The following is a 26,863-nucleotide window of genomic DNA, read 5'->3' as shown; positions in this document are numbered from 1 at the left end:
TCCAGGACCCACTCAAGGCCGTCCGGCAGCATCAGCGACACGAGTCAGTTCCCCCCAACTGACCGGCCCGTCCGGCTCCGGGGCCGGGACGGGTGAACGAGAACGAAGCACAACACGAACGACGAACAGTCAGACGATCCTATTCATCACACTGACACGCCGTCGCCCCCCGACGCCGGGAAGATCCCCGGTCGGCACCGTCGGGGCCGGCCCTTCACCGGCCCCGCACGAACACCGCGACAACCCTGCACACGGACCGGACGGTCCGTCACTTCCGCCGGTCGTCGCGCTTGGCGGAGCCGCTCTCCGCCTCCTCCTGCTCGCGGACCATCTTCTCCGCGCGCTCCTCCGACCTGCGCCGGTCCTCCGGCGACAGGTGCTCGGCGGCGTCGTGGATCTCGCCGAGCCGGCCGGTGATCGCGTGCATGTAGCGGTCGGACTCGATGACGTCCTTCATGCCGATCCGGCCGCTGAGCACGCCCTTCGCCATCTCCTGCAGCTCGGGGCCGACGTTGGAGTTGTTGGCGAGGGTGCGCAGTGCCTTGTGCAGTGACGCGGCCTGGGTCGGATTGTCCGCCACGTCCAGCAGTTCGTCGTCGCCGATCTCGTGCTCTTCGGCCATGGCGGCCACCTCCCCGTCGTCCTCAACCCTGGACTTCACCCCGGACCGCGGCGGGCCAAGACCGGTCGGCCGCGGTCGTTTTCATCGTGCGATCATATGCAACCGTTCGGAGTCGACGGTGCCTGACGGTAATGTCGGCCGGAGTCCGCTACCACGGAGGAGTCGTCGTGATCACCCAGGAGCAGGCCCTCGCCGCAGCCGACCGCTGGCTGAACGGCGATGCGCCGGCCGAGCAGCGCCGTGCCGTCCGCCACCGCGAGTTCGGTCTCGGCTGGGTGGTCTGGGCCGCGCCGGCCCCGCTGGAGCGCGACCCCGTCACCGGGGAGCGGCGCCCGCCGGCCGACCTCGGCGACGCCTGCGGTGTGGTGGACCGGGAGAGCGGTGAGCTCACCGTGTGGCCCTCGATCCCGGTGGACGAGGTGGTCCGCGCGTACGAGGCCGAGCACGCCGAGCGGGCGCACCGCAACGACCCGCCCGTGACCGGCCCCGGCAACACCGCCGTCGCGACCTACGTGAACCCGGCCGACGGCGAGGAGGTCATGCTCTACCGCAACGCCGGTCCGGGTCTGCCGCCCGCGGAGTACCAGCTCGCCGCGGAGCTCGACCGGCTGGGCGTGCCGGCCGGGAACGTGGTCGCCGTCCACACCGACCTGCGCCCGGCCACCCTGCCCGGCGGCTACACCGCCGCCCTGCTGGAGCGCGCCTTCCCCAACGCGAGCGTCTCCTGCTCGCACACCTACGGGATCTTCGCCGACGAGCGGGCCGAGGGTGCTGCCGCACTCACGCTGCACGCCGAGCGGGTCGCCCGCCTCGCGGGGCAGGCGCTGCCTCCGCGCCCGCACCGGGTGCCGGCGCCGCAGCCCGGCGAGGTCGAGCAGGCCGCTCCGGTCCGTGACGTGGCGCTCGGCCGCCGGCTGGCCGAGGTGTTCGGCGAGGTCGTGCGGTACGACGCCGACGACATCGCGGGCAGTGCGCTGCCCGAGCCGGTCCGTTCCACGCTGACCTGGGCGGGGCTGCCCGCCGACGTGCCGCTGTTCTTCGTCGCGGACCGCCCGGACGCCCCGCCGGCCGGCGGCCTCCTCGCCGACCTGCGCACCCATCTGACGGCCGCGGGCACCGAGCTGGAGGACTCGCTGCTGGACGTCCTCGCAGGCTGGACGAGGATCGGCTCCGACGGCCTGTGCATCGTCGCCGTGCAGTGCACGGGGGACGAGCAGGGCCTCGGCTCGGTGTGGGCCGTCAACCCGCGCACCGGCAGCGGACGGTACGTCAGCGCCTCGCTCTCCGCCTTCCTGCGCGGCCTGGACGCCCTGGTGACGGCGCGTGCCGCGATGCGCGGGCTCGACCCGCTGGCCGCCGGTGCCGCGGTCGCCGCGCTCCAGACGGAGCTCGCCGGGATCGACCCGCAGGCCTTCCACAAGGACTCGACCTGGTGGAACGTGATCGTCGAGCAGATGTGGCACGGCCTGTTCTGACCCGGCCCCACGCGTTCGGGGGGCGCTCTCAGGAGAGCTCGACCCGTACCAGGGCGGCGGCCAGCGCGGGCAGTTCGGGCCCCGGCACCAGGGCGCCCAGGGCGTCGCCGTCGGCCGGCAGGCCGAGCGAGGCGGCGGCGTCCCTGGCACGGCGGTCGAAGGACGGTCGCAGCTCCGGCCAGACGCCCTGGACCTCGCGGCAGAAGACGTCCGCGCCGACCGGCCCGATCCGGGGGAACTCCTGGAGCAGCCGGTGCACCGCGGCCCGGTCGCCGTCGGCCTCGCCGCGCAGCCGGCGCAGATCGCCCCGCCAGCGGTCGAGGAGCAGCTCGGCGCCGCGGCCGAGGGCGGTGGCGGTGCTCTCGTCGTAGCGGACGTAGTGGGCGCGTCCGAGCGCGTCCACGCGGTCCTGCCAGCCGGAGTCGGCCATCGCCCGCGGGGTGCGCAGGCCGGCCCGGAAGAGTTCGCGGGTGGCGGCGGTGGCGATGTCGGCGTGGATCCGGGTGGAGCAGAGCAGGGTCAGCACCAGCAGTTGGTAGAGCGGCGCGGGCTTGTCACGCAGGGTGATCCCGGCCTCCCGCGCGTAGGTCTGCCCGCGCTCGCGCAGCAGGCGGGCAGCCGTCTCCACAGCCTCGCTCACCCGGGCGCGCCTACCCCGGTCCGCCGGTTCGAACCGCGGCCCGCAGGCCGGGCCGCGACGGTCGGGCAGCGGTCAGGCGCACCAGGCGCCGCCGGTACGGCTGGCGCGGACCTCGACGGTGTAGCCCCGTCCGCCGGCGTAGGCCCAGCCCACCGCGAGGTGGGCGGTGGTGCCGTCGACCTGTTTGGTGAAGCAGAGGCCGATCCGCTCGCCGCCGGGGTCGGTGCGCCAGGCCGGTTCGTCCGGGTCGGGCGGGGCCGGCTGCCAGCCGTTGCGGGCGGCGGCGGCCCGGTAGTGGGCCACGACGTCCGCCCGCCGGGCGGGCTCGTCGTAGCCCTGCCCGTAGTAGGCGAAGCGGTCGTCGTCGTCGCAGCCGGCGTACGGCTCCCCGTCGGAGTGCGCGCCCTGCGGCGCCCCGAGTGCCCGCACCTCGGCGGTCACCGGTTGCTGCAGGCGGCGGTCGGCGCGGGTGCAGCCGTACAGGCCGCCGTCGAGCGCCCAGTACCCGCCGCCGACGACGAGCGCGGCGAGCACGAGTCCGCCGCCGACCAGCGACGCTCCCACCCGGAGATCGTTCACGGGCGGGAGCGTAGCGGTCGGCGGGCCGCGGCGGAAGCGGCGGTCAGAACACCCGGACCATGGTGCGGTGCGGGATTCCGGCGTCCTCGTAGACCGGGCCCTCGGCGGTGTAGCCGAGCCGCTCGTAGAAGCCGAGTGCCTGGGTCTGGGCGTGCAGTTCGAGTTCGCGGGCGCCGCGCTCGCGCCCGGCCTCCTCGATGGCGCGGACGAGGTCGGCGCCGAGGCCGGTGCCGCGGGCGGCCTTGCGCACGGCGAGGCGGCCGAGCAGCACCCGGCCCTCGACGCCGGTGAGCTTCAGGGCGTCGGCACCGTGGATCAGGCGGCCGGTGCCGAGGCCGGTGCCGTCGGCGGCGACGGCGAGCAGGTGCACCGAGGTGGCGTCGAGCTCGTCGTACTCGAGCTCCTCGGGGACGTTCTGCTCCTCGACGAAGACCTCGCGGCGGACGTATCGCACCTGGGCGAGGTCGGCCTCGCTCGTCGCGATCCGGATCTCGACGGCGGGCCGGTGGGTCGCGTCGGCCATGTCAGCTCTCCGCGGCGATGATGTCGAGGGCCTTCTGCAGGTCCGCGGGGTACTCGCTGCGGAACTCCACCCACTGGCCGTCGGAGGGGTGCTCGAAGCCGAGCTGGACGGCGTGCAGCCACTGCCGGGTGAGGCCGAGGCGCTTGGCGAGGGTCGGGTCGGCGCCGTAGGTCAGGTCGCCGACGCAGGGGTGGCGCAGCGCGGACATGTGCACCCGGATCTGGTGGGTGCGGCCGGTCTCCAGCTTGATGTCGAGCAGGGAGGCGGCGCGGTAGGCCTCGATGAGGTCGTAGTGGGTGACCGAGGGCTTGCCGTCGCGGGTGACGGCCCACTTCCAGTCGCTGCTGGGGTGGCGGCCGATCGGGGCGTCGACGGTGCCGGTCAGCGGGTCGGGGTGGCCCTGGACGAGCGCGTTGTACCGCTTCTCGGTGATCCGGTCGTGGAACTGCCGCTTGAGGTCGGTGTAGGCGCGCTCGGACTTGGCGACGACCATGAGGCCGGAGGTGCCGACGTCGAGGCGGTGCACGATGCCCTGGCGCTCGGCGGCGCCGGAGGTGGAGATGCGGTAGCCGGCCGCGGCGAGGCCGCCGATGACGGTGGGGCCGGTCCAGCCGGGGCTGGGGTGGGCGGCGACGCCGACCGGCTTGTCGACGAGGACGATGTCGTCGTCGTCGTGGACGATGCGCATGCCCTCGACGGGCTCGGCGACGATCTGCACGGGGGCGGCGGGGGCCGGGATCTCGACCTCCAGCCAGGCGCCGGCGGTGACCCGGTCGGACTTGGCGGCGGGGGAGCCGTCGAGCGTCACCTTGCCGTCGGCCGCCAGTTCGGCGGCCTTGGTCCGGGAGAACCCGAACATCCGGGCCAGGGCGGCGTCGAGGCGCTCGCCCTCCAGGCCGTCGGGTACGGGAAGGCTGCGGGTCTGCGCTGCGATACTCACTCGTACGAGTATGCCGGACCGCGGGGGGCGGCCCGACCGCCGCGGACGCGGTCCGCCCCGCCGGCGCGGGGCCTGCGGGGCGGTCGTCGTCGGGCCGTCACGCGGCCGCGGTCACTCCGCGCGGTCGCCGGCGCTCTCTCCGCCGTCCTGCGCGCCGTCCTGCGCGGCGGTCTGCTTGGCGCTCTGGTGGGTGGTGCCGTCCGGGTTGGAGCCGCGGAAGGACAGCAGCACCACGAGGATGCCGCCGCAGACGATCGCCGAGTCGGCGAGGTTGAAGACGGCGAAGTGCTGGACGGAGATGAAGTCCACCACGTGGCCGCGGAACACGCCGGGCGAGCGGAACAGCCGGTCGGTGAGGTTGCCGAGGGCGCCGCCGAGCAGCAGGCCGAGCGCGATCGCCCAGGGCAGGCTGTGCAGGCGGCGGGCGATCCGCCAGATCACCACGATCACGGCGGCGGCGATGGCGGTGAACACCACCGTCATCGCCTGGCCCATGCCGAAGGCGGCGCCGGGGTTGCGGATCACCTGGAAGGTCATGACGTCGCCGATGACCTGGATCGGCCGGTGGCCCTCCAGCCGGGCGACGACCAGCAGCTTGCTGCCGAGGTCGATCAGGAAGGCGAGCAGGGCGACGGCCAGCAGCACGCCGACCCGGCGACGGCGGACGCTGCGGGCGCCGCCCGCCGCGGTGGCCCCGGCCGTGGCGGTGCCGGGCTCGGAGGCGGACTCGTCCACGGCGGTCTCCGGCTCGTACGGCACGCGTGCGGTGGGGACGGCTTCGTCCTGCGTCTGGGGGGAACCTGGAGTGCTGATGATCCGCTCCGCTGCCGTGTACAAGAGGACCGGCCCGAGGCGGGCCGACCTGGGCCGGGGTTACGGGGACGAGCGTACGGCACTCGGCGGCCGGACCGCCCGTTCCCCGCCACCCCGGACGGGCGCTACCTGCGCTCCTGCTTGGCCTTGCAGCTGACGCAGAGCGTCGCCCGCGGGAACGCCTGGAGCCGGGCCTTGCCGATCGGCTGGCCGCAGGACTCGCAGACGCCGAAGCCGACGCCCTCCAGGCGGGCGAGCGCCCGCTCGGTCTGGGCGAGGCTGTCGCGGGCGTTGTTGGCGAGGGCGAGCTCGCTCTCGCGGTTGATGTTCTTGGTCCCGGCGTCGACCTGGTCGTCGCCGGCGCCGTCGTTGGAGTCGCGCATCAGGCCGGTGATCGCGGCCTCGGAGGCCTCGATCTCGGCGCGCAGGCGCTCCAGGTCGGTGTTGAGCTCGGCGTGCAGCTCGGCCACCTCGGCCGACGTCCAGGCGTCCTCACCGGGGCGTACGGGCAGCTCGGCCGGGTCCACCGACTCGGCTCCGCCGCCCCGGGCGCCGGAGCCCGCCGGGACGTGGGTGCGGCTGGCCGCCGCCCGGCCGGTGGTGGTGGTGCTGGTCTTCCGCCGTGCAGTGCTCACGGTCCCCTCCCCTGGGTCGCCTGCCACAGCCTCCCGCGTCCGCTTGGTGGCGGTACGCGTGCCAGTTGCTCTCTCAGCCATGGCTTTCGACCTCATTTACGAATGATGCGAACCGCCGGTTCCCGGCGGCCTCTGGTGCCGGAAAGATAAACCCCATCGAATCCGGTCACAACGTGACATACCGGCGTCAGATCCGATCCCACTCGGGCAGCCTCTGCCGCCACCGGTGCCCGAGCGCTGACCCTGTTGTGCCCAGATCGCCACCGGCTAATCGCCACCGGCCGACGGCGGCCCGCGCCGGGCGGTGCGGGTGCCGCAACCGGTTTGCCACGGCCGATACACTGGCCTGGCAAGGCGCAGATGGGACGAGTACCGCTGTACGCAGCCACCAGCGACCCGGGGACGGTGCGAGCCCGGGGGTGTGCACGGCGCGAAGATCACCCCGGAGCCGCCGGAAGAACGGCCGTCCGACCCGCTCGGACGGCCCAGTAGAACCGGCAGCAGACCCAAACAAGAGGGTCGCGGGCCGGTCCGGCCGCGGCCAAGGAGGGTGGTACCGCGGGACGGCCTGCCGTCTCGTCCCTCCGTCGGAGCCAGTCCACGCATCCGTCGGAGGTAGACGCCAGCGATGAGCACCTACAACCCCGTCCCCGCGCAGGTCGACCTGCCTGCGGTCGAGCACGGCATCCTGTCGTTCTGGCAGGACAACAAGATCTTCCAGCGCAGCCTGGAGCAGTCCGAGGGCCGCCCGGAGTGGGTGTTCTACGAGGGCCCGCCGACCGCCAACGGCATGCCCGGCGCCCACCACATCGAGGCCCGCGTCTTCAAGGACGTCTTCCCGCGCTACCGGACGATGAAGGGCTACCACGTCGCCCGCAAGGCCGGCTGGGACTGCCACGGCCTGCCGGTCGAGCTCGCCGTCGAGAAGGAGCTCGGCTTCTCCGGCAAGCAGGACATCGAGGCGTACGGCATCGCCGAGTTCAACGCCAAGTGCCGCGAGTCGGTCACCCGGCACACCGACGAGTTCGTCAAGCTCACCGAGCGCATGGGCTACTGGGTCGACCTCGACGAGGCCTACCGGACGATGGACCCCTCCTACATCGAGTCGGTCTGGTGGTCCCTCAAGCAGATCTTCGACAAGGGCCTGCTGGTCCAGGACCACCGGGTCGCCCCCTGGTGCCCGCGCTGCGGCACCGGCCTGTCCGACCACGAGCTGGCCCAGGGCTACGAGACCGTCGTCGACCCCTCGGTCTACGTCCGCTTCCCGCTGACCTCCGGCCCGCTGGCCGGCGAGGCCGCGCTGCTGGTCTGGACGACCACCCCCTGGACGCTGGTCTCCAACACCGCCGCCGCCGTGCACCCCGAGGTCACCTACGTGGTGGCCACCGACGGCACCGAGAAGCTCGTCGTCGCCGAGCCGCTGGTCGCCAAGGCCCTCGGCGAGGGCTGGGAGACCACCGGGCAGAGCTTCACCGGCGCCGAGATGGAGCGCTGGACGTACGACCGGCCGTTCCAGCTGGTCGAGATCGAGAACGCGCACTTCGTGGTGACCGCCGACTACGTCACCACCGAGGACGGCACCGGCATCGTCCACCAGTCCCCCGCGTTCGGCGCCGACGACCTCGCGGTCTGCCGCCGCTACGGCCTGCCCGTGGTCAACCCGGTCGAGGCCGACGGCACCTTCGCCGCGGACGTCCCGCTGGTCGGCGGCGTCTTCTTCAAGAAGGCCGACGAGGCCCTCGTCGCCGACCTGCAGGCCCGCGGCCTGCTCTTCCGCCACCTGCCGTACGAGCACAGCTACCCGCACTGCTGGCGCTGCCACACCGCCCTGCTCTACTACGCGCAGCCGTCCTGGTACATCCGCACCACCGCGGTCAAGGACGCCCTGCTCCGGGAGAACGAGAACACCAACTGGTTCCCCGAGAACGTCAAGCACGGCCGCTTCGGCGACTGGCTGAACAACAACATCGACTGGGCGCTCTCCCGCAACCGCTACTGGGGCACCCCGCTGCCGATCTGGCGCTGCGACGAGGGCCACCTCACCTGCGTCGGCTCGCTCGCCGAGCTCTCCGAGCTCACCGGCACCGACCAGAGCGGCCTCGACCCGCACCGGCCGTTCATCGACGACGTGACGTATCGCTGCCCGCAGTGCTCCGGCACCGCCGTGCGCGTCCCCGAGGTCATCGACGCCTGGTACGACTCGGGCTCCATGCCGTTCGCGCAGTACGGCTACCCGTACCGCAACAAGGAGCTGTTCGAGAAGCGCTACCCGGCGCAGTTCATCTCCGAGGCGATCGACCAGACCCGCGGCTGGTTCTACACGCTGATGGCCGTCGGCACCCTGGTCTTCGACAAGTCCTCCTACGAGAACGTGGTCTGCCTCGGCCACATCCTCGCCGAGGACGGCCGGAAGATGTCCAAGCACCTGGGCAACATCCTCCAGCCGATCCCGCTGATGGACCAGCACGGCGCCGACGCCGTCCGGTGGTTCATGGCCGCGGGCGGCTCGCCCTGGTCCGCGCGCCGCGTCGGCCACGGCACCATCCAGGAGGTCGTCCGCAAGACCCTGCTGACCTACTGGAACACCGTCGCCTTCCAGGCCCTGTACGCGCGCACCGCCGACTGGGCGCCCTCCGCCGCCGACCCGGCGCCCGCCGACCGCCCGCAGCTCGACAAGTGGGTGCTCTCCGAGCTCAACACCCTCGTCCGCGAGGTCGACCTGGCCCTGGAGGCCTACGACACCCAGCGGGCCGGCAAGCTGCTCTCCGGCTTCGTCGACGACCTCTCCAACTGGTACGTCCGCCGCGGCCGCCGCCGCTTCTGGCAGGGCGACGCCGCCGCGCTCGCCACCCTGCACGAGGCGCTGGAGACCGTCACCCGGCTGATGGCCCCGCTCACCCCGTTCATCACCGAGCGGGTCTGGCAGGACCTGGTCGTCCCGGTCGTCCCGGGCGCCCCCGCCTCCGTCCACCTCGCGAGCTGGCCGACCGCCGACGAGACCCTCGTCGACGCCGACCTCTCGCGGAACATGGCGCTGGTGCGGCGCCTCGTCGAACTCGGCCGGGCCACCCGCGCCGAGTCCGGGGTGAAGACCCGTCAGCCGCTCTCCCGCGCGCTGATCGCCGCGCAGGGCTGGGACGAACTCCCCGCCGACCTGCGGGCGCAGATCGCCGAGGAGCTCAACGTCACCACCCTGGAGTCGCTGGCCGGCGTCGGCGCCTCGCTCGTCGACACCACCGCCAAGGCCAACTTCCGTGCCCTCGGCAAGCGGTTCGGCAAGGGCGTCCAGGACGTCGCCAAGGCCGTCGCGGCCGCCGACGCCGCCGTCCTCGCCGCCGAACTGCGCGCCTCCGGCACCACCGGGGTCGAGCTGAACGGCGAGCGGATCGAGCTCTCGCCGGACGAGGTGATCATCACCGAGACCCCGCGGGAGGGCTGGGCCGTCGCCAACGAGTCCGGTGCGACCGTCGCCCTGGACCTCGCGATCACCCCGGAGCTGAAGCGGCTCGGCATCGCCCGCGACGCCATCCGCCAGATCCAGGAGGCCCGGAAGAACTCCGGCCTGGACGTCGCCGACCGGATCGTCCTCCGCTGGCGCGCCACCACCGAGGAGACCGCCGAGGCCATCGCCGAACACGGCCCCCTCGTCGCCGAGGAGGTCCTCGCCGTGGACTTCGCGGCGGGCGCCGCCGACTGGGAGTCCGCGAGCTTCACCGACGACTCCCTCGGCCTCGCCTTCCAGCTCCGCAAGGCCTGAACGTAGAGGTCGACCACTAGGGGCGCGTGGGGGTACCTCCCGGCCGAAGGCTGGGGGAGAACTGCGCAGCCCTTGGAAACGGCGAACCCCTAGGGGCGCGGGGAACTGCGCAATTCGGATGCGGTCATCCTTCCGAATCGCGCAGTTCCCCGCGCCCCTCTTCGTGGTCGGCCGCACTCGGCCGGGAGGTACCCCCACGCGCCCCCGAACACACGAGGGCGCCCCCGCCGTGATGTCGATCACAGTGGGGGCGCCCTCGATGTGGGTGGTGCTTAGTTGTCGCCGTCCTCGTCGATGAGGAAGCCCCGCATCGGGGCCGGCGCCTGCTGCATCGGCTGCGGCGGCTGCGGGCGGACCGCGGCCATCGGCTGCGTCATCCCGGCGGGAGCCATCTGCGCGGCACCGCTGCCGCCCGGCTGGCCGCCGAAGCTCGGGCTGTTGCCGCCACCGAAGGAGTTCCCGCCGAAGGACTGGCCGTTGCCGCCGAACGACGGCTGGTTGCCGCCGAAGGAGGACTGGCCGCCGAAGCTGGAACCGGTGCCCACCGAGGAGGTGGCCGGTGACATCGACGACGCCGCCGGGGGCAGCGAGGCGGTGGCCGGGATCCGCGGCGGGGCCAGCGAGTCGTCCGCCTGCGACTCCAGCTGGCGCAGCTGGGTCTCCAGGTAGGACTTCAGGCGGGTCCGGTACTCGCGCTCGAAGGCGCGCAGGTCCTCGACCTTGCGCTCCAGCGTGGCGCGGGCGGACTCCAGCGAGCCCATGGCGACGCGGTGCTTCTCCTGGGCGTCCCGCTCCAGGGCGTCGGCCTTGGCGCGGGCGTCCCGCTCCAGGCCCTCGGCGCGGCTGCGGGCCTCGCCGACGATCTTGTTGGCCTCGGAACGCGCCTCGGAGATCGCCTGGTCGGCGGTCTGCTGGGCGAGGGCGAGCACGCGGGCGGCGCTGTCGCCGCCGGGCTGCTGCTGCGGCTGGCCCATCGGGCCGCCGAGCGGGCCGCCCATCGGCTGGCCCATCGGCTGGCCCATGGGCTGACCCATCGGGCCGCCCATCGGCGCGAGCTGCTGCTGGCCGCCCATGGTCTGGCCCATCGGCTGACCCATCGGGCCGCCCATCGGCTGCAGCATCTGACCGCCCATCGGCTGGACCAGCTGCTGCTGGCCGCCCATGGTCTGCATCGGCTGGGGCTGGCCCATCTGCTGGGGCTGGCCCATCTGCTGCGGCTGGCCCATCTGACCGGCGCCGGGGCCGGGCGGGAGGGCGGGGGCGCCGGAGGGCAGGCCGAGGGGCTGGTTGCCCATCTGCTGCTGCGGGCCGCCCATCTGCGGACCGGGGCCCTGCTGCTGGCCGGGCACCGGGGGACCGGATATGGCGGCGGGCACGGGGGCGCCGGCGGGACGGGCGTCCTGCGGCGGCTCCTTGCGCATGTTGGCCTGGTTCTGCGCGGCGGCACGCGTGGCGGCGGCCAGCTTGGCGCGCAGGTCCTCGTTCTCGCGCAGCAGGCGGGTCAGCTCGGCTTCGACCTCGTCGAGGAAGGCATCGACCTCGTCCTCGTCATAGCCTTCGCGCAGCCGGACGGTCGTGAACTGCTTGTTCCGAACGTCCTCGGGGGTCAATGGCATCTCTTCACCTCAACGTGATCGTCGGCACTCCGGAATCCTGTCGCATCGCTCACAACGACAGGGACCGCACGAGCGAGATCAGGACATACACAATGATCATCAGTACGAAGAAGGACAGGTCGAGCGCCACGCCCCCGAGACGCAACGGCGGGATGAAGCGCCGAAGAAGCTTGAGCGGCGGATCCGTGACAGTGTACGTGGCCTCCAGGACCAGGACCATGGCCCTTCCCGGCCGCCACGAGCGCGCGAACTGGAAGACCCAGTCCATCACGAGGCGGAAGAGCAGGATGAGCAGGAAGACTGTCAGCGCGTAGTAAAGCACCGCCCCGACGATCCCCATCTCGTCTCCCTCTCCTGGTCATCAGCCCGTCGGTGACGCACTGTCGATCGATCCACACGTAAAGTCGTGGCCGGGTCAGCTCTGGTTGAAGAACCCACCCTCGGCGATCCGAGCCTTGTCCTCCGCCGTGACATCGACGTTAGCAGGAGACAGGAGGAACACCTTCTGTGTCACGCGCTCGATACTGCCGTGCAGACCGAAGACGAGTCCAGCCGCGAAGTCTACGAGCCGCTTGGCGTCCGTGTCGTCCATCTCGGTCAAATTCATGATCACGGGTGTGCCGTCGCGGAACTGTTCCCCGATGGTACGGGCCTCGTTGTAGGTCCTCGGGTGCAGTGTGGTGATGCGGTAGGGCTCTCGTTCGTTCACTACCTTGGGCATGATCACCGGGGAGCTCTTCTCCAGGTTCTGGCGGCGGTCGGGTGTGATGGACGACACGGGCGCCATCCGCGGCGCCTCCTGCCGGATCGGGACGGCGGCCGGGACGGGCTGCGGCGCGATGTGCGCGACCGGCGCGGGCGCCGGGCGCTCGGCCGCGGCCGGGCGCAGGTCCTCGGTGCGGCCGGTGCGGATCGGCTCGGGGTCCGCGTCGTAGTCGTCGTCGGGGTCGTACCCCTGGCCGTCGTACGTCTCGTCCTCCACGAGGCCGAGGTAGACCGCCATCTTGCGCATTGCGCCGGCCATGCTCCTGTCTCCTCCGCTCTGTGGTGGATCGACTCCGGCTCCGGCCTCGGCCTGCGGTCCCCGCAGAGGTCCGGGCTCGCCGGACCGACGGCCCGTCAGACCGTGAGGATTCTGCGGAGATGCGATCCACGAAGTTTTCGCTAGCGCACTGGAACTGCTGCTAGGTTCTGTCCTGTTTTGTCCTGCAGTCTGATCTACTACCCGGTGACGTTACCCGAGCGGTGACCGCACGCCGAGTACCGCCGTACCGACGCGTACATGTGTCGCTCCGGCTGCCACGGCCTGCTCCAGATCCCCGCTCATGCCTGCGGACACCATCGTGGCAGTCGGATGGCTCGCCCGTACGGCGCTTGAGATTTCCGCGAGCCTGGCGAAGGCGGCGGCCGGATCGCCGGCCAGCGGGCCGGCCAGCGGAGCGACCGTCATCAGGCCGTCGAGCCTGAGGCCCGGTGCGGCGGCGATCAGGTCGGCGAGCGCCTCCACCTCGGACGGCGCCACCCCGGCGCGGTGCGCGCCCTCCCCGGCCTCCTTGTCGAGGGCCACCTGCACCAGGCAACCGAGGGGCGCGCGTCCGGAGTTGAGCACCCCGGCGGAGAGCGACTCCACCAGCCGCGGGCGGTCCACGGAGTGCACCAGGTCGGCGTAGCGGACCACCGAGCGGACCTTGTTGGTCTGCAGCTGGCCGACGAAGTGCCAGGTCAGCGGCAGGTTCACGCACTGCTCGGCCTTGGGGGCGGCGTCCTGGTCGCGGTTCTCGGCCACGTCGGTGACGCCGAGTCCGGCGAGCAGCGCGGTGTCCTCGGCCGGGTAGGTCTTGGTGACCACGACCAGGGTGACCTCGTCGCGGGCGCGGCCCGCGGCCGAGCAGGCGTCCGCGATCCGCTTCTCGACCACGTCGAGGTTGGCGCCGAGCTGCTCGTACCGCTCGCGCTGCCGCGCGTCGAGGGCGGCGGAGAAGTCGGCGCCGCCCGGGAACGGTCCGTAGATGTCGTTCGTCATGAGTCTTCGGGGCCCAACCAGACGTAGCTCGCGAGCCGGCCCGTCCGCTGCTCGCGGCGGTAGGAGTAGTGGTCGTCGGACTCGAGGGTGCAGACGTCGGAGCGCACCACGTCGGTGACGCCCGCCTCGGCGAGCTGGGCGGCGACGCCGGCGGCGACGTCCAGCGCGGGCGTGCCCCAGGAGGTCTCGGCGTACGCGGCGGGCACCACCCGGGCGACCTCGGCGCGCAGGTCGGCGGGCACCTCGTAGCAGCGCCCGCAGACGGCGGGGCCGAGCACGGCGGTGATCCGCGCCGGGTCGGCGCCGAGCTCCGTCATGGCCCGCACGGCGGCGGGCACGACGCCCGCGGCCAGGCCCGGCCGGCCGGCGTGGGCCGCGCCGACAACGCCGGCCGCCCGGTCGGCCAGCAGCACGGGCGTGCAGTCGGCGGTGAGCACGGCGAGGGCGAGCGGGCGGGCGGTGACCACCGCGTCGACGGTGGGGGCCTGCCCGTCGGGCTGGCGCTCCGTCACCACGGAGACGTCCGCGCCGTGCACCTGGTTCATCCAGACCACGTCGGCCGGGTCGAGGCCGAGCTGCCGGGCGGCGATCTCCCGGTTGCGCCGGACGGCGGCCGGGTCGTCCCCGACCGCGCCGCCGAGGTTCAGCTCCCCGTACGGCGAGGTGCTCACCCCGCCCCACCGGGTGGTGGAGGCGAAGTGAGCACCCTGTCGACTGATGTGAGGAATCACGTGCGAGACGTCTACTTCAGGAAGTCGGGCACGTCGAGCTCCTCGGCGGGGCTCTCCACGTACGGCTGGCGGGCGGGCTGCACCTGCGGCGGCACCGGCGGGACGGCCGGGGTGATCCGGGCCGGCACGTCGGCGGGGCGGTCGGAGTCGTCCGAACGGGAGGTCACCGAGCCGATCCCGTAGGAGGGCCGGGTGGCCGGGCGCTCCGGGGCGGCCGCGGGCGCGGCGGAGGAGGACGAGGACGCCTTGACCACCGGCTCGCGGACGATCGCCGGCGGCTGGCCGCCGTCGAAGCCGGCCGCGATGACGGTGACCCGGACCTCGTCGCCGAGCGCGTCGTCGATGACGGCGCCGAAGATGATGTTGGCCTCGGGGTGGGCGGCCTCGCTGACCAGTTGGGCGGCCTCGTTGATCTCGAACAGGCCGAGGTCGGAGCCGCCGGAGATGGAGAGCAGCACGCCGCGGGCGCCGTCGATGGAGGCCTCCAGCAGCGGCGAGGAGATCGCCATCACGGCGGCCGCCTTGGCGCGGTCCTCGCCGCGGGCGGAGCCGATGCCCATCAGGGCGGAGCCGGCGTCCGACATGACCGACTTGACGTCGGCGAAGTCGAGGTTGATCAGGCCGGGGGTGGTGATCAGGTCGGTGATGCCCTGGACACCGGAGAGCAGCACCTGGTCGGCGGAGCGGAAGGCGTCCAGCACGCTCACCTGGCGGTCCGAGATGGACAGCAGGCGGTCGTTGGGGATGACGATGAGGGTGTCGACCTGCTCGCGCAGGGAGGCGATGCCGTCCTCGGCCTGGTTGGCGCGGCGGCGGCCCTCGAAGGTGAACGGGCGGGTGACCACGCCGATGGTGAGCGCGCCGAGCGAGCGGGCGATGTTGGCCACGACGGGCGCGCCGCCGGTGCCGGTGCCGCCGCCCTCGCCGGCGGTGACGAAGACCATGTCGGCCCCCTTGAGGACCTCCTCGATCTCCTCGCGGTGGTCCTCGGCGGCCTTCCGGCCGACCTCGGGGTTGGCGCCGGCGCCGAGGCCCCGGGTGAGTTCACGGCCCACGTCGAGCTTCACGTCGGCGTCGCTCATGAGGAGGGCCTGCGCATCGGTGTTGATCGCGATGAACTCGACGCCCTTGAGCCCGACCTCGATCATCCGGTTGATGGCGTTGACACCACCGCCGCCGATTCCGACGACCTTGATGACTGCGAGGTAGTTCTGGGGTGCTGCCACGTCGAAGGCCTCTCGCCTCGAATTTCCGGGTCGGCTCCCCTTGTCGCGAAGGCCGACGGATGTCGATGGGTGGGAAGCGCGCGCTTTCGGTGCTGGTATGTCCGAAATGCCGACCGCCGACCCGAACCCTAAACTTGAGGTTTAGGGTTGTAGCTGCGGCTGTGTCACTTCACCGTTGGACACAGCCCGGTGACACAGGACAGTAGGTCGCATCCGGTCGGTGTTCAACGAACAACGCCGAGCTTCCCGTTTTTCTTTTGAGCCTATGTGATCATCGACTCCCCGGCGAAACCGGGGTGACCACCAAGGGTCGGACCGGAGCCTCGGCGCCGTCAATACCGCCCCTTGAGGAAGAACTTACCGGATCATCCAGACACGGCCGGGGCATCCGGGGCACTCACGTCGTAATTGGCGGCTTTCCGACCGAGCAGTGCGGCCAGCACCCGGGCCTTGCGCTCCGTCCGCTCCGGACTCCCCCAGCGCACCGTCGCCCCGCCCGCCAGCTGCAGCCGGATGTCGTCGTAGCTGTGCACCTGCACCGCCCCGGCCTTGCCGGCCAGTTCGGCGGGCAGCCCGGCCGCGACGGTGATCGCCGCCCGCACCAGGGCAGGCCGGCCGAAGAGGTCCAGCACGTCGTTCGCCTGCTGACCGAGCTGCAGGTCCACCACCGGCACTCCGGCCGGGGCGGCCGCCTCGGTGGCGAAGGTGAAGCCCCCCGCGTCCACCTGCGCGAACTTCCCGTCGTCGGTGCGGACGGAGGCCACCGCCCGACGCTCCGTCACCTTGACCCGCAGGGTGTGCGGCCAGCCGCGCCACACCTCGGCCTTCGCCACCCGGGGCAGTGCCTCCACCCGCTTGCGGGCCTCGTCGAGGTCGACCCGGGCGAGCGGCCCCTGCCGCAGCCCGCCGAGCGCCGACGCCACCTCGCCCTGGCCGAGCTTCCCGCTGTCCAGGCCCTGGACGGCGACGGCGCGCACGTCCAGGGCCGAGGAGAGGAACACCGTCCAGCCGAGCAGGCCGGCCACCAGCGCGCCGAGCACGCACAGCACCGCGATCCCCCGCCGGGAGAGCCGCAGCCTGGTGGCCGGCGCGGGCGCCGGGTCGGCGGGGTCAGCCACGGCGGCGGCCGCCCCTGGACGCCTCGATCGCCTCGTAGACCATGCGGACCAGCAGCTCGTCCGCGTCCCGGCGGCCGAACTCGGCGGCCGAGCGGCTCATGTCCCACAGCCGCGCCGGGTCGGTGAGCACCGGCAGCACGTTCTGCAGCACCCACTCCGGGGTGAGTTCGGCGTCGTCGACCAGCAGGCCGCCGCCGGCCTTGACCATCGGCTGGGCGTTCAGCCGCTGCTCGCCGTTGCCGATCGGGAGGGGGACGAAGGCGGCCGGCAGGCCGACCGCCGCCAGCTCCGCGACGGTCATCGCGCCGGCCCGGCAGAGCATCATGTCGGCCGCGGCGTACGCCAGGTCCATCCGGTCCACGTACGGCACCGGCCGGTACGGCGGCATGCCGGGGATGTCGTCGACCACCGGCAGCTCGTTCTTCGGGCCGACCGCGTGCAGGATCTGCACCCCGTACTGCTGCAGGCGCGGGGCGATCGCCTGGACGGTCTCGTTCAGCCGGCGGGCGCCCTGCGAGCCGCCGGAGACCAGCAGGGTGGGCAGCCGCTGGTCGAGGCCGAAGTAGTGCCGGGCCTCCGGGCGGACGGCGTTGCGGTCCAGCGTCGCGATGGTGCGGCGGAGCGGGATGCCGATGTACCGGGAGTCGCGGAGCTTGGAGTCCGGGGTGGAGACGGCGACGAAGTCGGTGTAGCGCGCACCGATCTTGTTGGCCAGGCCCGGGCGGGCGTTGGCCTCGTGGACGACGATCGGCACGCCGGCCCGCTTGGCGGCGAAGTAGGCGGGCATCGCGACGTAGCCGCCGAAGCCGACCACCACGTCCGCGTTGACCCGCTCGATGACGTCCTGGGCGGCGCGCACGGTGCCCCGCAGCCGGCCCGGGACGGTGATCAGCTCGGGGGTGGGCTTGCGGGGCAGCGGCACGGCGGGGATCAGCGCCAGCTCGTAGCCGCGTTCGGGCACCAGCCGGGTCTCCAGGCCGCGCTCGGTGCCGAGGGCGGTGATCCCGACGGACGGGTCGTGCCTGCGGAGCGCGTCCGCGAGCGCCAAGGCCGGCTCGATGTGGCCGGCGGTCCCGCCGCCGGCGAGTACGACATGCACCGAAATTCACCGCTCCCTGCGCGCCGGACGTGCGGCCGGCTTGCGCGCTGTGGTTCGTCGTCGTGGCACCACCCTGGCCAGGAACGTCCCGGCCCGGGTGGGGTTCCGGGCGGCCAGGGCCGCCTTCGCCCCCGGGGTGCTGCGCGCGAAGCTGACCAGCACGCCGACGGCGCACAGGGCCGACAGCATGGCGGACCCGCCGTAGGAGAACAGCGGGAGCGGGACGCCCGCGATGGGCAGGAGTCCCAGTGCCGACCCCAGGTTGACCATGGCCTGCGCCATGATCCACGTGGTGGCGGCTCCCGCGGCGTACCTGACGAAGGGGTCCTTCGTGCCGATGGCCACACGGATACCCGCGTAGCCTAGTGCCGCGAAGAGACCGAGCACCGACAGCGTCCCCACCAGACCGAGTTCCTCGCCGGTGGCGGCGAAGATGAAGTCGGTGTGGGCCTCCGGCAGCTGGCCCCACTTCTCGACGCCGGCGCCGAGGCCGGAGCCGAACGGGCCGCCGGCGGCGAAGGCGTAGAGGCCGTGCAGGGCCTGGAAGCAGTTGATGTTCGGGTCCGGCTTGGTGACGCCGATGCAGGCCAGCCGGTCGAGCCGGTGCGGCACCGTGATGATCAGCGCGGTGCAGGCGACGACGGCGATGCCGAGGGTGGCGGCGAACAGCCGCAGCGGGGCGCCGACCATCCAGAGCAGGCCGAAGAGCATCGCCACCAGCACCATGGTGGTGCCCATGTCGCCGCCCAGCATGATCAGCATCATCAGCAGCACGGTGCCGGGCACCAGCGGGACGAGCAGGTGCTTCCACTGGTCGAGGGTGTGGGTGCGGTGCTTGCGGGCGAGCAGGTCCGCACCCCAGAGGACCAGGGCGAGTTTGGCGAACTCGGAGGGCTGGACCTGGAAGAAGCCGAAGCTCAGCCAGTTCCGGTTGCCGTTGACCATCACGCCGATGCCGGGGATCGCCACCAGGAGCATGCCGGCGATCACGGCCAGCAGCAGCGGGTAGGCGAGCAGCCTCAGCGCCTTGACCGGGGTGCGGGCGAGCAGCACCAGCATGACGGTGCCGAGCATGGTGGCGACCAGCTGCTTGCGGAAGAAGAACGTGATCGGCAGGTGGTGCTCCATGACCAGGATCTGGGACGAGGAGAACACCATGACCAGGCCGAGCACCACCAGCAGCATGGTGGAGCCGAGGATCAGGTAGTACGGGGTGAGCGGCCGTTCCAGCATCCAGCGCACCCGGGCGCGCAGGGCGCGGAGCCGGGTGACGGGGGTGGCGGCCTTGAAGGTGGTGGTGGTCGCCGAGATCAGCTGGAGGCGGGCGGAGCCGCGCTCCGGTGGGGCGGCCGTTCCCGCCTTGCCCTCACCGGACACCTGCTCCCCCTGTCTCTTCCGCGCTCGGGCCGGACGGCCGCTGGCGCCGTCCGGCCTGTCCCGCTATTCCATCAGGTCCAGGACCGCGGCGGCGAAGAGGTCGCCGCGTTCGCCGTAGTTGGTGAACATGTCCATCGAGGCGCAGGCGGGCGCCAGCAGGACGGTGTCCCCGGGCTTCGCCAGCGAGGCCGCCGTCCGGACGACGTCGGCCATCGCCTCGGCGCCAGTCTGTCCCGCGGCGGCTTCGACGACGGGGACATCCGGGGCGTGTCGCAGCAGCGCCTCGCGGATCAGGCCGCGGTCCTGGCCGATCAGCACGGCCGCCCGCAGGCGGTCGGCGGCGGCCGCGACGAGCTCGTCGAAGGTGGCGCCCTTGGCGAGTCCGCCGGCGATCCAGACCACCGGTTCGTACGCGGCGAGCGAGGCCGCCGCGGCGTGGGTGTTGGTGGCCTTGGAGTCGTCGACGTAGGTGACCTCGTCCACCACCGCGACCCGGGCGATCCGGTGCGCGTCGGGGCGGAAGGCGCGCAGGCCGTCGCGGACGGCCTTGGCGTCCACGCCGTAGGCGCGGGCGAGGGCGGCCGCGGCGAGCGCGTTGGCGACGTTGTGCGGGGCGGCCGGCACGACGTCGGAGACGGCACCGATCTCGGCCGCGTTGTTGGCCCGGTCCTCGACGAAGGCGCGGTCGACGAGCAGGCCGTCGACGACGCCGAGGTTCGACAGGCTCGGGGCGTCGAGCCCGAAGCCGATCGCCCGGCAGCCCTCCTCGACGTCGGCCTCGCGGACCAGCGCCTCGGTGGCCGGGTCGGCCAGGTTGTAGACGCAGGCGACCTTGTTGCCCTCGTAGATGCGGCCCTTGTCGGCGGCGTACGCCTCCATCGAGCCGTGCCAGTCGAGGTGGTCGGGGGCCAGGTTGAGAACGGCCGCGGAGTGCGGGCGCAGCGAGGGCGCCCAGTGCAGCTGGTAGCTGGAGAGTTCGACGGCGAGGACGTCGTAGGGCTCCTCGGCGAGCACCGCGTCCAGGACGGAGACGCCGACGTTGCCGACGGCGGCCGTCCGCGCGCCCGCCGCGGTGAGGATCGAGGCGAGCATCTGGACGGTGGTGGTCTTGCCGTTGGTGCCGGTGACGGCCAGCCAGGGGGCGGGCTCTCCGGTCGCCGGGTGCGGGCGGCGCAGCCGCCAGGCGAGTTCGACGTCGCCCCAGACGGGGACGCCGGCCTGCTCGGCGGCGGCGAACAGCGGGCTGTTCGGCGGCCAGCCGGGCGAGGTGACGATCAGTTCGGTGCCCTCGGGGAGGGTGTCGCCGTCGCCGAGGCGGACGGCGATGCCGGTGAGGTCGGCGGCCTTGGCGCGCAGCGCGGGGCCGTCGCCGCCGTCGACGACGGTGACCTCGGCGCCGAGGTCGCGCAGCACCCGGGCGGCGCTGACGCCGGACAGGCCGAGGCCCGCCACCACGGTCTTCAGGCCGTTCCAGTCGGGGTTGTCCGTCATCCGGCCACCCATCCTGCGTAGAAGAGTCCGAGGCCGACCGCGACGCACAGGCCCTGGATGATCCAGAAGCGGACGACGATGAGCACCTCGCTCCAGCCCTTGAGCTCGAAGTGGTGCTGGAGCGGTGCCATCTTGAAGACGCGCTTGCCGGTCATCCGGAACGAGCCGACCTGGATGATCACGGACAGGGTGATGATCACGAACAGGCCGCCGAGCAGGGCCAGCAGCAGTTCGGTGCGGGAGCAGATGGCGAGACCGGCGAGGGCGCCGCCGAGGGCGAGCGAACCGGTGTCGCCCATGAAGATCTTGGCGGGCGAGGTGTTCCACCACAGGAAGCCGAAGCAGGAGCCCATCAGGGCGGAGGCGACGACGGCGAGGTCGAGCGGGTCGCGGACGTCGTAGCAGCTCGCGGTGGCGGTGATCATGTGGGCGCAGGTCTGGCCGTACTGCCAGACGCCGATGAAGACGTACGCACCGAAGACCATCACCGAGGCGCCGGTGGCGAGGCCGTCGAGGCCGTCGGTGAGGTTCACGCCGTTCGACATCGCGGCGATCATGAAGTAGGCCCAGATGACGAAGAGCACCGGGCCGATGGACCACTCGAAGTCGTTGACGAACGACAGGTGGGTGGAGGCGGGCGTCTGGTTGCGGCTGTTGGCGAACTGCATCGACAGGACGGCGAAGGCGAGGCCCACGAAGGACTGGCCGAACAGCTTCGCCTTGGCCCGCAGGCCGAGCGAGCGGCGCTTGACCACCTTGATGTAGTCGTCGAGGAAGCCGACCAGGCCCAGACCCACGGTCAGGAACAGCACCAGGATGCCGGAGGCCGTGGGCGACTCGCCCGTTATCGCCTTGGTGGCGAAGTAGGCGACCAGTGTGGCCAGGATGAACGCGATGCCGCCCATGGTGGGGGTGCCGCGCTTGCTGTGGTGGGCCTTGGGGCCGTCGTCGCGGATGTACTGGCCGTAGCCGTGCCGGGCCAGCAGCTTGATCAGGGCGGGCGTGCCCAGCAGCGACAGGATCAGGCCGATGCCGCCGGAGAAGAGGATCTGCTTCACTGAGCGGCCCCATCGGCGAGCAGGGCCTCGGCGACCTTCTCCAGGCCGGCCGAACGGGAGGCCTTCACCAGCACCACGTCCCCAGGCTGCAGCTGACTGCGCAGCAGCTCGATCGCCGCGTCCGCGTCGGACACCAGCACCGACTCCTCACCCCACGAACCTTCGTTCCTCGCGCCGAGTTCCATGCAGGCCGCCTCGCGTCCGCCCACCGCCACCAGCTTGGTGACGTCGAGCCGGACGGCGAGCCGCCCGATGGCGTCGTGCTCGTCGAGGCTGTCCTCGCCGAGCTCCCGCATCTCCCCGAGCACCGCGAAGGTGCGGCGGCGCTCCGGGCCGCGGCCGGCCATCGACACCAGCGCCCTGAGCGCGGCCCGCATCGAGTCCGGGTTCGCGTTGTAGGCGTCGTTGACGACGGTGACACCGTCGGCCCGGTCGACGACCTCCATGCGCCAGCGGGACAGCGCACCCGCCTCGCTGAGCGCTTCGGCGGTGTCGTCGACGGGCATCCCGAGCTCCACCGCCACCGCTGCGGCGGCGAGGGCGTTCGAGACGTGGTGCTCACCGTACAGGCGCAGGTTCACGGGTGCGGAACCGGCCGGGGTGATGAGCGTGAAGGACGGCCGGCCGGTGGCGTCCAGGCGGACGTCGGCCGCCCGGACGTGGGCGTCCCGGCTCTCGCCGAACAGCACGACGCGGCCCTTGGTCCGGCTCGCCATCGCCCGCACCAGCGGGTCGTCGGCGTTGAGGACGGCGACGCCGTCGGCGCCGAGCGCCTCGACGATCTCGCCCTTGGCCTGCGCGATGCCCTCCTTGGAGCCGAACTCGCCGACGTGGGCGCTGCCGACGTTGAGGACGATCGCGATGCTGGGCGGGGTGATGCCGGTCAGGTACTCGATGTCGCCCTTGTGCCGGGCGCCCATCTCCAGCACCAGGTGCTTGGTGCCCGGCTCGACCCGCAGGGCCGTCATCGGGTGCCCGATCTCGTTGTTGAGGTTGCCGGGCGGGTAGACGGTCTCGCCGCGGCGCTGCAGCACCTGGGCGATGAGGTCCTTGGTGCTGGTCTTGCCGGAGGAGCCGGTGAGGGCGACCACGGCGGTGCCGGTAGCGCGCTCCACGACGGCGCGGGCGAGCCGGCCGAGGGCCGCCACCACGTCGTCCACCAGGATCGCGGGCACGCCGACCTGACGGGAGGCCAGCACCGCGACGGCACCGCCGTCGATCGCCCTGGCGGCGTAGTCGTGGCCGTCCACGTGCTCGCCGGCCACCGCGACGAACAGGCCGCCCGGCTGCACCTGGCGGGAGTCCACCACGACCGGTCCGGTCACCAGGGCCTCGGGGTCGGCGCCGTCGAGCGTGCCACCGACCGCCGCGGCGGCCTCGGCGAGGGTCAGTGCGATCACGGCTGCTCTCCTTCGGGGGCCTGCTCGGGGGCCTGCTCGGGGCGGGCGGGGGCCTGCTGGTGGCGGACGGTCCGCGCGATGGCCTCGCGCAGTTCCTCGCGGTCGTCGAACGGGCGGACCTCGCCCTTCGCGTACTGGCCGACCTCGTGGCCCTTGCCGGCCACCAGGACGGTGTCCCCGGCGTGCGCCCGGGCGACGGCGTGCAGGATCGCCTCGGCGCGGTCCGGGACGACCAGCACCTCGCCGCGTTCCTGCTCGGGCACCTCGGCGGCGCCGGCGAGCATCGCGGTGAGGATCGCCAGCGGGTCCTCGGAGCGCGGGTTGTCACTGGTGAGCACGGCGGTGTCGGCGATCCGCGCGGCGATCGCGCCCATCGGGCCGCGCTTGAACGGGTCGCGGTCGCCGCCGCAGCCGACGACGACGTGCAGCCGGCCCTTGGTGACCTCGCGCAGCGACTCCAGGACGGCCTGCAGGGCGTCCGGCTTGTGCGCGTAGTCGACCACGGCGACGTACGGCTGGCCGGCGTCGACCCGCTCCAGGCGGCCGGGCACGCCGGTCGAGGCCGCGACCCCGGCGGCCGCGGCGTGCAGCGGCACGCCGGCGGTGACCAGGGCGGTGATCGCACCGAGGGCGTTGGCCACGTTGAACGGGCCGGGCAGCGGCACCGAGGCGTCCGCGGCGGCGCCGTCCGGGCCGACCACGCGGAAGGTCGAGCCGGCCGGGCCGAGCTGGACGTCCACGGCCCGCCAGTCGGCGTCCGGGTCGCCCTTCGCGGAGAAGGTCACCACCGGGATCGGCGCCTCGGCGGCCAGCCGGCGGCCGTAGGCGTCGTCGAAGTTGGCCACCCCGCGGCGGGCCTTGTCGGTCTGGAAGAGCCGGGCCTTGGCCCGGTAGTAGTCCTCCATGTCCGGGTGGAAGTCGAGGTGCTCGGGGGTGAGGTTGTTGAACAGCGCGACGTCGTACATCACGCCGTCGACCCGCCCGAAGACCAGCGCGTGGCTGGAGACCTCCATGACGACGGCCGCCGCGCCGCGCTCGCGCATCACCGCGAGGACGGCGTGCAGGTCGGTGGACTCGGGGGTGGTGCGCTCGCTCTTGATCCGCTCGCTGCCGACCCGCATCTCGACGGTGCCGATCACGCCGGGCAGCAGGTTGCCGCCGCGCAGGCCGGCCTCGACCAGGTACGAGGTGGTGGTCTTGCCGTTGGTGCCGGTCAGGCCGATCATCAGCAGCTGCTCGCTGGGGCGCCCGTACACGGCGGCGGCGAGGTGGCCCATGGCGCCGCGGACGTTGTCCACGACCAGCAGCGGGGCGCCGGCCCCGCGGGCGAGCTCGGCGCCGGCCGGGTCGGTCAGCACGGCGACGGCGCCCGCCGCCACCGCCTGTCCGGCGAAGGCGGCGCCGTGGTGGTTGGCACCGGGGAAGGCCACGTACACGTCACCGGGACGCACCGCCCGGGAGTCGTGGGTGATGCCGGTGACCCCGGTGTCCTCCGCGCCCTCGGCGGGCGCCAGGCCCAGCTGTCGGGCGACCTCGGCGAGCGGCAGCGCCGCCGGGCTGGAGGGGCGGGGCGGGCTCGCGGAGATTTGATCGGGTTTCGGCACGGCGGGCAGGGTATCGGCCGAAGGGCCTCCAGGGCCAAACCGGGCGGGGGTGCCCCCGTCGTTCCGCTCCGCCGGGCGCGGATCGCTGCTGCGGTGGTCGGGGGCGTCGTTCATCAGGGCTTCCAGTCGACGGGCAGGTTCGGCGCCTCGCTGCCGCTCGGCGCGACCCGCAGGGTCTTCAGGGCGAACTCCATCACCTGCTTGAACACCGGGCCGCACAGCTGGCCGCCGAAGTGGCCGTTGACCGGGTCCTGGATCACGCAGGAGACCGTGACCCGGGGCTGGTCGGCCGGCGCGAAGCCGATGAAGGAGGCGGTGTACCCGGAGTACCGGCCGGTCTTCGGGTCCACGCGGTTGGCGGTGCCGGTCTTGCCGGCGACACGGTAGCCGGGGATCGCCGCCTTGGTGCCGGTGCCCTGCTCGTCGGTGACGACGGACTCCAGCATCTCGGTGAGCGTCTTCGCGGTCGCCTCGCTCACCACCCGGGTCTGCGCGCCCGGCGGGGTCGGGGTGTAGCGGCCGTCCGGGCCGGTGGTGCCCATGACCAGGCCGGGGGCGACCCGCACCCCGCCGTTGGCGATGGTGGAGAAGACCGAGGTGGCCTGCAGGGCGTTGACCGACAGGCCCTGCCCGAACGGGATGGTGTACTGCTGCGAGCCCTTCCAGTCCTCCGGCTTGGCGAGGATGCCGCGGGTCTCGCCGGGGAAGCCGAGGCCGGTGGGCTGCCCGATCCCGAACTTCTGCAGGTAGCCGCCGAGCACCTTGTTGGCCGCGGCCTGGTCCTTGCCCAGGTGCTCGGCGGCCTCGATGGTGCCGATGTTGGAGGACTTGGCGAGCACGCCGGCCAGCGTCAGGTACCAGGTCTCGTGGTCGACGTCGTCGTGGAAGACCCGGTCGGAGCGCTGCAGCGTGTTGGGCACGGTGACGTGGGTGTCCCAGCTCGCGGTGCCGGTGTCCAGCACCGCGGCCATGGTCATCAGCTTGGCGGTGGAGCCGGGCTCGTACGCGTCCTGGACGGCGGCGTTGCCGAGCTGCTCGGGCCGGGCCGAGGCGAGCTTGTTCGGGTCCAGGCCGGGCGAGGTGGCCATGGCGAGGACCCGGCCGGTCTTCACGTCCTGGACGACGACGTAGCCCTTCTCCGCCCCGGCGTTGGCGACCTGGTCGGTGATGGCCCGCTGGGCCGCCCACTGGATGTCCTTGTCGACGGTCAGCCGCAGGTCGGTGCCGGGCACCGGGGCCTGCATGCCGCCGCCGGAGCCGGGCACGATCCGCCCGCCGACCGAGGCGTAGGTGGAGCGGCCGTCCACGCCCGCGAGGTCCTTCTGGTACTGCAGCTCCAGGCCGCCGGTACCGGTGCCCTCGGCGTTGACGAAGCCGACCAGGTTGCCGGCGAGGTCGCCGGCCGGGTAGACCCGCCGCTTACCGGGCGACCAGACCACCCCGGCGAGGGTGTTGGCGCAGGCGGCGTCGACCGCGGTGCGGCCGCCCTTCTCCACGGGCTTGCCGAGCAGCTGCCGCTGCCCCCGGCAGGCCTTGCTGTCGGCCTGCTTGGCCAGGTCGGCGCGCAGGTCGGCGATCCTGTTCTTCGCCTCCGGGGTCTGCCGGGGCGCGAGCAGCGCGTACCGGCTCTTCGGGTTCTTCGGGTTGAGGTGCAGCAGTCCGGCGATCTTCTCCTGGGGCACGCCGAGGATCGGGGCGAGCAGCGCGGCGGCCTGCTCCGGCGCGTCCGGGACGTGGGTGGCCGCGGGGGTGAACAGCGTGGGGTCGGCGGTGATGTCGTAGGCGTCCACGGTGGTCGCCAGGACGGTGCCGTCGCTGGACGTTATCGAGCCGCGCTCCGCGGACAGCACGACCGGCACGTACTGGTTGGCGCCGGCCTCGGAGGCGAGCGCGTGCGAGTCGAGCAGCTGCAGCTGGACGAGCCGTCCGGCGAACACCGTGAAGACGACGACCAGCGCGATGCCGGCCAGCCGCAGCCGCTTGCGCGGGTCGGCGAGACGGATCATGCGCGGCTGCGGGCGGGCGGCGGGGCGCTGCGGGCGGCGGGCCGGGCGGGCAGCCCGGGGGTCGGCGCCACGGCCGCGGTCCGGGCGCGGGGGCGTCCGGCGGGCCTGGTCGGCGGAGAGCGGGCGGGGG

Annotated in this window: 23 protein-coding genes; 2 read left to right on the top strand and 21 right to left on the bottom strand. The window is 72.9% G+C overall.

The features are described 5' to 3' along the window. Positions 1-268: 268 nt before the first annotated feature. Complete coding sequence (locus ABD353_RS33390) at positions 269-622, bottom strand: hypothetical protein (protein WP_344627440.1); 354 nt, start codon at positions 620-622, stop codon at positions 269-271. A 167-nt stretch (positions 623-789) separates the two neighbouring features. Between ABD353_RS33390 and ABD353_RS33385 the strand changes: the two genes are divergently transcribed. Continuing rightward, a complete protein-coding gene (locus tag ABD353_RS33385) occupies positions 790-2,097 on the top strand; it encodes an SUKH-4 family immunity protein (RefSeq protein WP_344627439.1) in 1,308 nt (435 codons plus the stop codon). 28 nt (positions 2,098-2,125) lie between these two features. On the opposite strand, the gene ABD353_RS33380 is transcribed toward ABD353_RS33385, so the two are convergent. The 6 genes from ABD353_RS33380 to ABD353_RS33355 form a co-directional block, all read right to left on the bottom strand. Continuing rightward, positions 2,126-2,737: an endonuclease gene (locus ABD353_RS33380; RefSeq protein WP_344627438.1), complete on the bottom strand. Its 612-nt coding sequence runs from the start codon at positions 2,735-2,737 to the stop codon at positions 2,126-2,128. Between the two features lie 72 nt (positions 2,738-2,809). Next, on the bottom strand, positions 2,810-3,316 hold the full coding sequence (locus ABD353_RS33375; RefSeq protein WP_344627437.1) for a hypothetical protein: 507 nt from the start codon (positions 3,314-3,316) through the stop codon (positions 2,810-2,812). 43 nt (positions 3,317-3,359) lie between these two features. Continuing rightward, entirely contained in the window at positions 3,360-3,839 is a 480-nt protein-coding gene (locus ABD353_RS33370) for a GNAT family N-acetyltransferase (RefSeq protein WP_344627436.1), read from the bottom strand. A 1-nt stretch (position 3,840) separates the two neighbouring features. Then, entirely contained in the window at positions 3,841-4,779 is a 939-nt protein-coding gene (locus tag ABD353_RS33365) for an RluA family pseudouridine synthase (RefSeq protein WP_344627435.1), read from the bottom strand. A gap of 111 nt (positions 4,780-4,890) precedes the next feature. After that, on the bottom strand, positions 4,891-5,616 hold the full coding sequence (gene lspA, locus ABD353_RS33360; protein ID WP_425555308.1) for a signal peptidase II: 726 nt from the start codon (positions 5,614-5,616) through the stop codon (positions 4,891-4,893). Positions 5,617-5,717: 101 nt separating this feature from the next. After that, entirely contained in the window at positions 5,718-6,227 is a 510-nt protein-coding gene (locus ABD353_RS33355; protein ID WP_344627433.1) for a TraR/DksA family transcriptional regulator, read from the bottom strand. Between the two features lie 628 nt (positions 6,228-6,855). Between ABD353_RS33355 and ileS the strand changes: the two genes are divergently transcribed. Next, positions 6,856-9,984 (top strand): isoleucine--tRNA ligase, encoded by a 3,129-nt coding sequence (gene ileS, locus ABD353_RS33350; protein ID WP_344627432.1) that lies wholly within the window; start codon positions 6,856-6,858, stop codon positions 9,982-9,984. Between the two features lie 272 nt (positions 9,985-10,256). Here the strand turns inward: ileS and ABD353_RS33345 are convergent, their stop codons facing one another. From ABD353_RS33345 to ABD353_RS33280, 14 genes are all read right to left on the bottom strand, one after another. Further along, the gene (locus tag ABD353_RS33345; protein WP_344627431.1) at positions 10,257-11,600 is read right to left on the bottom strand and encodes a DivIVA domain-containing protein; all 1,344 of its coding nucleotides are present in this window, start codon (positions 11,598-11,600) and stop codon (positions 10,257-10,259) included. Between the two features lie 49 nt (positions 11,601-11,649). Next, complete coding sequence (locus ABD353_RS33340; RefSeq protein ID WP_030262809.1) at positions 11,650-11,940, bottom strand: YggT family protein; 291 nt, start codon at positions 11,938-11,940, stop codon at positions 11,650-11,652. 75 nt (positions 11,941-12,015) lie between these two features. Continuing rightward, complete coding sequence (locus ABD353_RS33335) at positions 12,016-12,624, bottom strand: cell division protein SepF (RefSeq protein WP_344627430.1); 609 nt, start codon at positions 12,622-12,624, stop codon at positions 12,016-12,018. Between the two features lie 210 nt (positions 12,625-12,834). Further along, a complete protein-coding gene (locus ABD353_RS33330) occupies positions 12,835-13,623 on the bottom strand; it encodes a YggS family pyridoxal phosphate-dependent enzyme (protein WP_344627429.1) in 789 nt (262 codons plus the stop codon). Continuing rightward, entirely contained in the window at positions 13,620-14,354 is a 735-nt protein-coding gene (pgeF, locus tag ABD353_RS33325; RefSeq protein ID WP_344627428.1) for a peptidoglycan editing factor PgeF, read from the bottom strand. Before pgeF ends, ABD353_RS33330 begins: the two co-directional genes overlap by 4 nt. An 11-nt stretch (positions 14,355-14,365) precedes the next feature. Further along, positions 14,366-15,580: a cell division protein FtsZ gene (gene ftsZ / locus ABD353_RS33320; RefSeq protein WP_344627427.1), complete on the bottom strand. Its 1,215-nt coding sequence runs from the start codon at positions 15,578-15,580 to the stop codon at positions 14,366-14,368. 365 nt (positions 15,581-15,945) lie between these two features. Further along, positions 15,946-16,698: a cell division protein FtsQ/DivIB gene (locus ABD353_RS33315; RefSeq protein WP_344627426.1), complete on the bottom strand. Its 753-nt coding sequence runs from the start codon at positions 16,696-16,698 to the stop codon at positions 15,946-15,948. Further along, on the bottom strand, positions 16,691-17,797 hold the full coding sequence (murG, locus tag ABD353_RS33310) for an undecaprenyldiphospho-muramoylpentapeptide beta-N-acetylglucosaminyltransferase (RefSeq protein ID WP_344627425.1): 1,107 nt from the start codon (positions 17,795-17,797) through the stop codon (positions 16,691-16,693). Before murG ends, ABD353_RS33315 begins: the two co-directional genes overlap by 8 nt. Positions 17,798-17,803: 6 nt before the next feature. Further along, entirely contained in the window at positions 17,804-19,174 is a 1,371-nt protein-coding gene (ftsW, locus tag ABD353_RS33305; RefSeq protein WP_425555307.1) for a putative lipid II flippase FtsW, read from the bottom strand. A 63-nt stretch (positions 19,175-19,237) separates the two neighbouring features. After that, positions 19,238-20,665 (bottom strand): UDP-N-acetylmuramoyl-L-alanine--D-glutamate ligase, encoded by a 1,428-nt coding sequence (gene murD, locus ABD353_RS33300; protein WP_344627424.1) that lies wholly within the window; start codon positions 20,663-20,665, stop codon positions 19,238-19,240. Beyond that, on the bottom strand, positions 20,662-21,723 hold the full coding sequence (mraY, locus tag ABD353_RS33295) for a phospho-N-acetylmuramoyl-pentapeptide-transferase (protein ID WP_344627423.1): 1,062 nt from the start codon (positions 21,721-21,723) through the stop codon (positions 20,662-20,664). The genes murD and mraY overlap by 4 nt, the downstream gene beginning before the upstream one ends. Further along, a complete protein-coding gene (locus ABD353_RS33290) occupies positions 21,720-23,123 on the bottom strand; it encodes a UDP-N-acetylmuramoyl-tripeptide--D-alanyl-D-alanine ligase (RefSeq protein ID WP_344627422.1) in 1,404 nt (467 codons plus the stop codon). The genes mraY and ABD353_RS33290 overlap by 4 nt, the downstream gene beginning before the upstream one ends. Continuing rightward, positions 23,120-24,841: a UDP-N-acetylmuramoyl-L-alanyl-D-glutamate--2,6-diaminopimelate ligase gene (locus ABD353_RS33285; protein WP_425555306.1), complete on the bottom strand. Its 1,722-nt coding sequence runs from the start codon at positions 24,839-24,841 to the stop codon at positions 23,120-23,122. Before ABD353_RS33285 ends, ABD353_RS33290 begins: the two co-directional genes overlap by 4 nt. Next, positions 24,841-26,863: peptidoglycan D,D-transpeptidase FtsI family protein (locus ABD353_RS33280; RefSeq protein ID WP_344627421.1), on the bottom strand; the 2,023-nt coding region annotated here is incomplete at its 5' end. The genes ABD353_RS33280 and ABD353_RS33285, both read right to left, overlap by 1 nt.

The organism is Kitasatospora arboriphila (assembly GCF_039528095.1).
GTDB lineage: Bacteria > Actinomycetota > Actinomycetes > Streptomycetales > Streptomycetaceae > Kitasatospora > Kitasatospora arboriphila.
This window is presented reverse-complemented; position numbering and strand designations above follow the sequence as displayed.

Excerpts from the sequence above, each read along its gene's own strand:
- ABD353_RS33390 (WP_344627440.1), bottom strand. The coding sequence starts at position 622 with ATGGCCGAAGAGCACGAGATCGGCGACGACGAACTGCTGGACGTGGCG.
- ABD353_RS33370 (WP_344627436.1), bottom strand. The coding sequence starts at position 3,839 with ATGGCCGACGCGACCCACCGGCCCGCCGTCGAGATCCGGATCGCGACG.
- ileS (WP_344627432.1), top strand. The coding sequence starts at position 6,856 with ATGAGCACCTACAACCCCGTCCCCGCGCAGGTCGACCTGCCTGCGGTC.
- ABD353_RS33345 (WP_344627431.1), bottom strand. The coding sequence starts at position 11,600 with ATGCCATTGACCCCCGAGGACGTTCGGAACAAGCAGTTCACGACCGTC.
- ABD353_RS33340 (WP_030262809.1), bottom strand. The coding sequence starts at position 11,940 with ATGGGGATCGTCGGGGCGGTGCTTTACTACGCGCTGACAGTCTTCCTG.
- ABD353_RS33335 (WP_344627430.1), bottom strand. The coding sequence starts at position 12,624 with ATGGCCGGCGCAATGCGCAAGATGGCGGTCTACCTCGGCCTCGTGGAG.
- ABD353_RS33330 (WP_344627429.1), bottom strand. The coding sequence starts at position 13,623 with ATGACGAACGACATCTACGGACCGTTCCCGGGCGGCGCCGACTTCTCC.
- murD (WP_344627424.1), bottom strand. The coding sequence starts at position 20,665 with ATGACGGACAACCCCGACTGGAACGGCCTGAAGACCGTGGTGGCGGGC.
- ABD353_RS33285 (WP_425555306.1), bottom strand. The coding sequence starts at position 24,841 with ATGAACGACGCCCCCGACCACCGCAGCAGCGATCCGCGCCCGGCGGAG.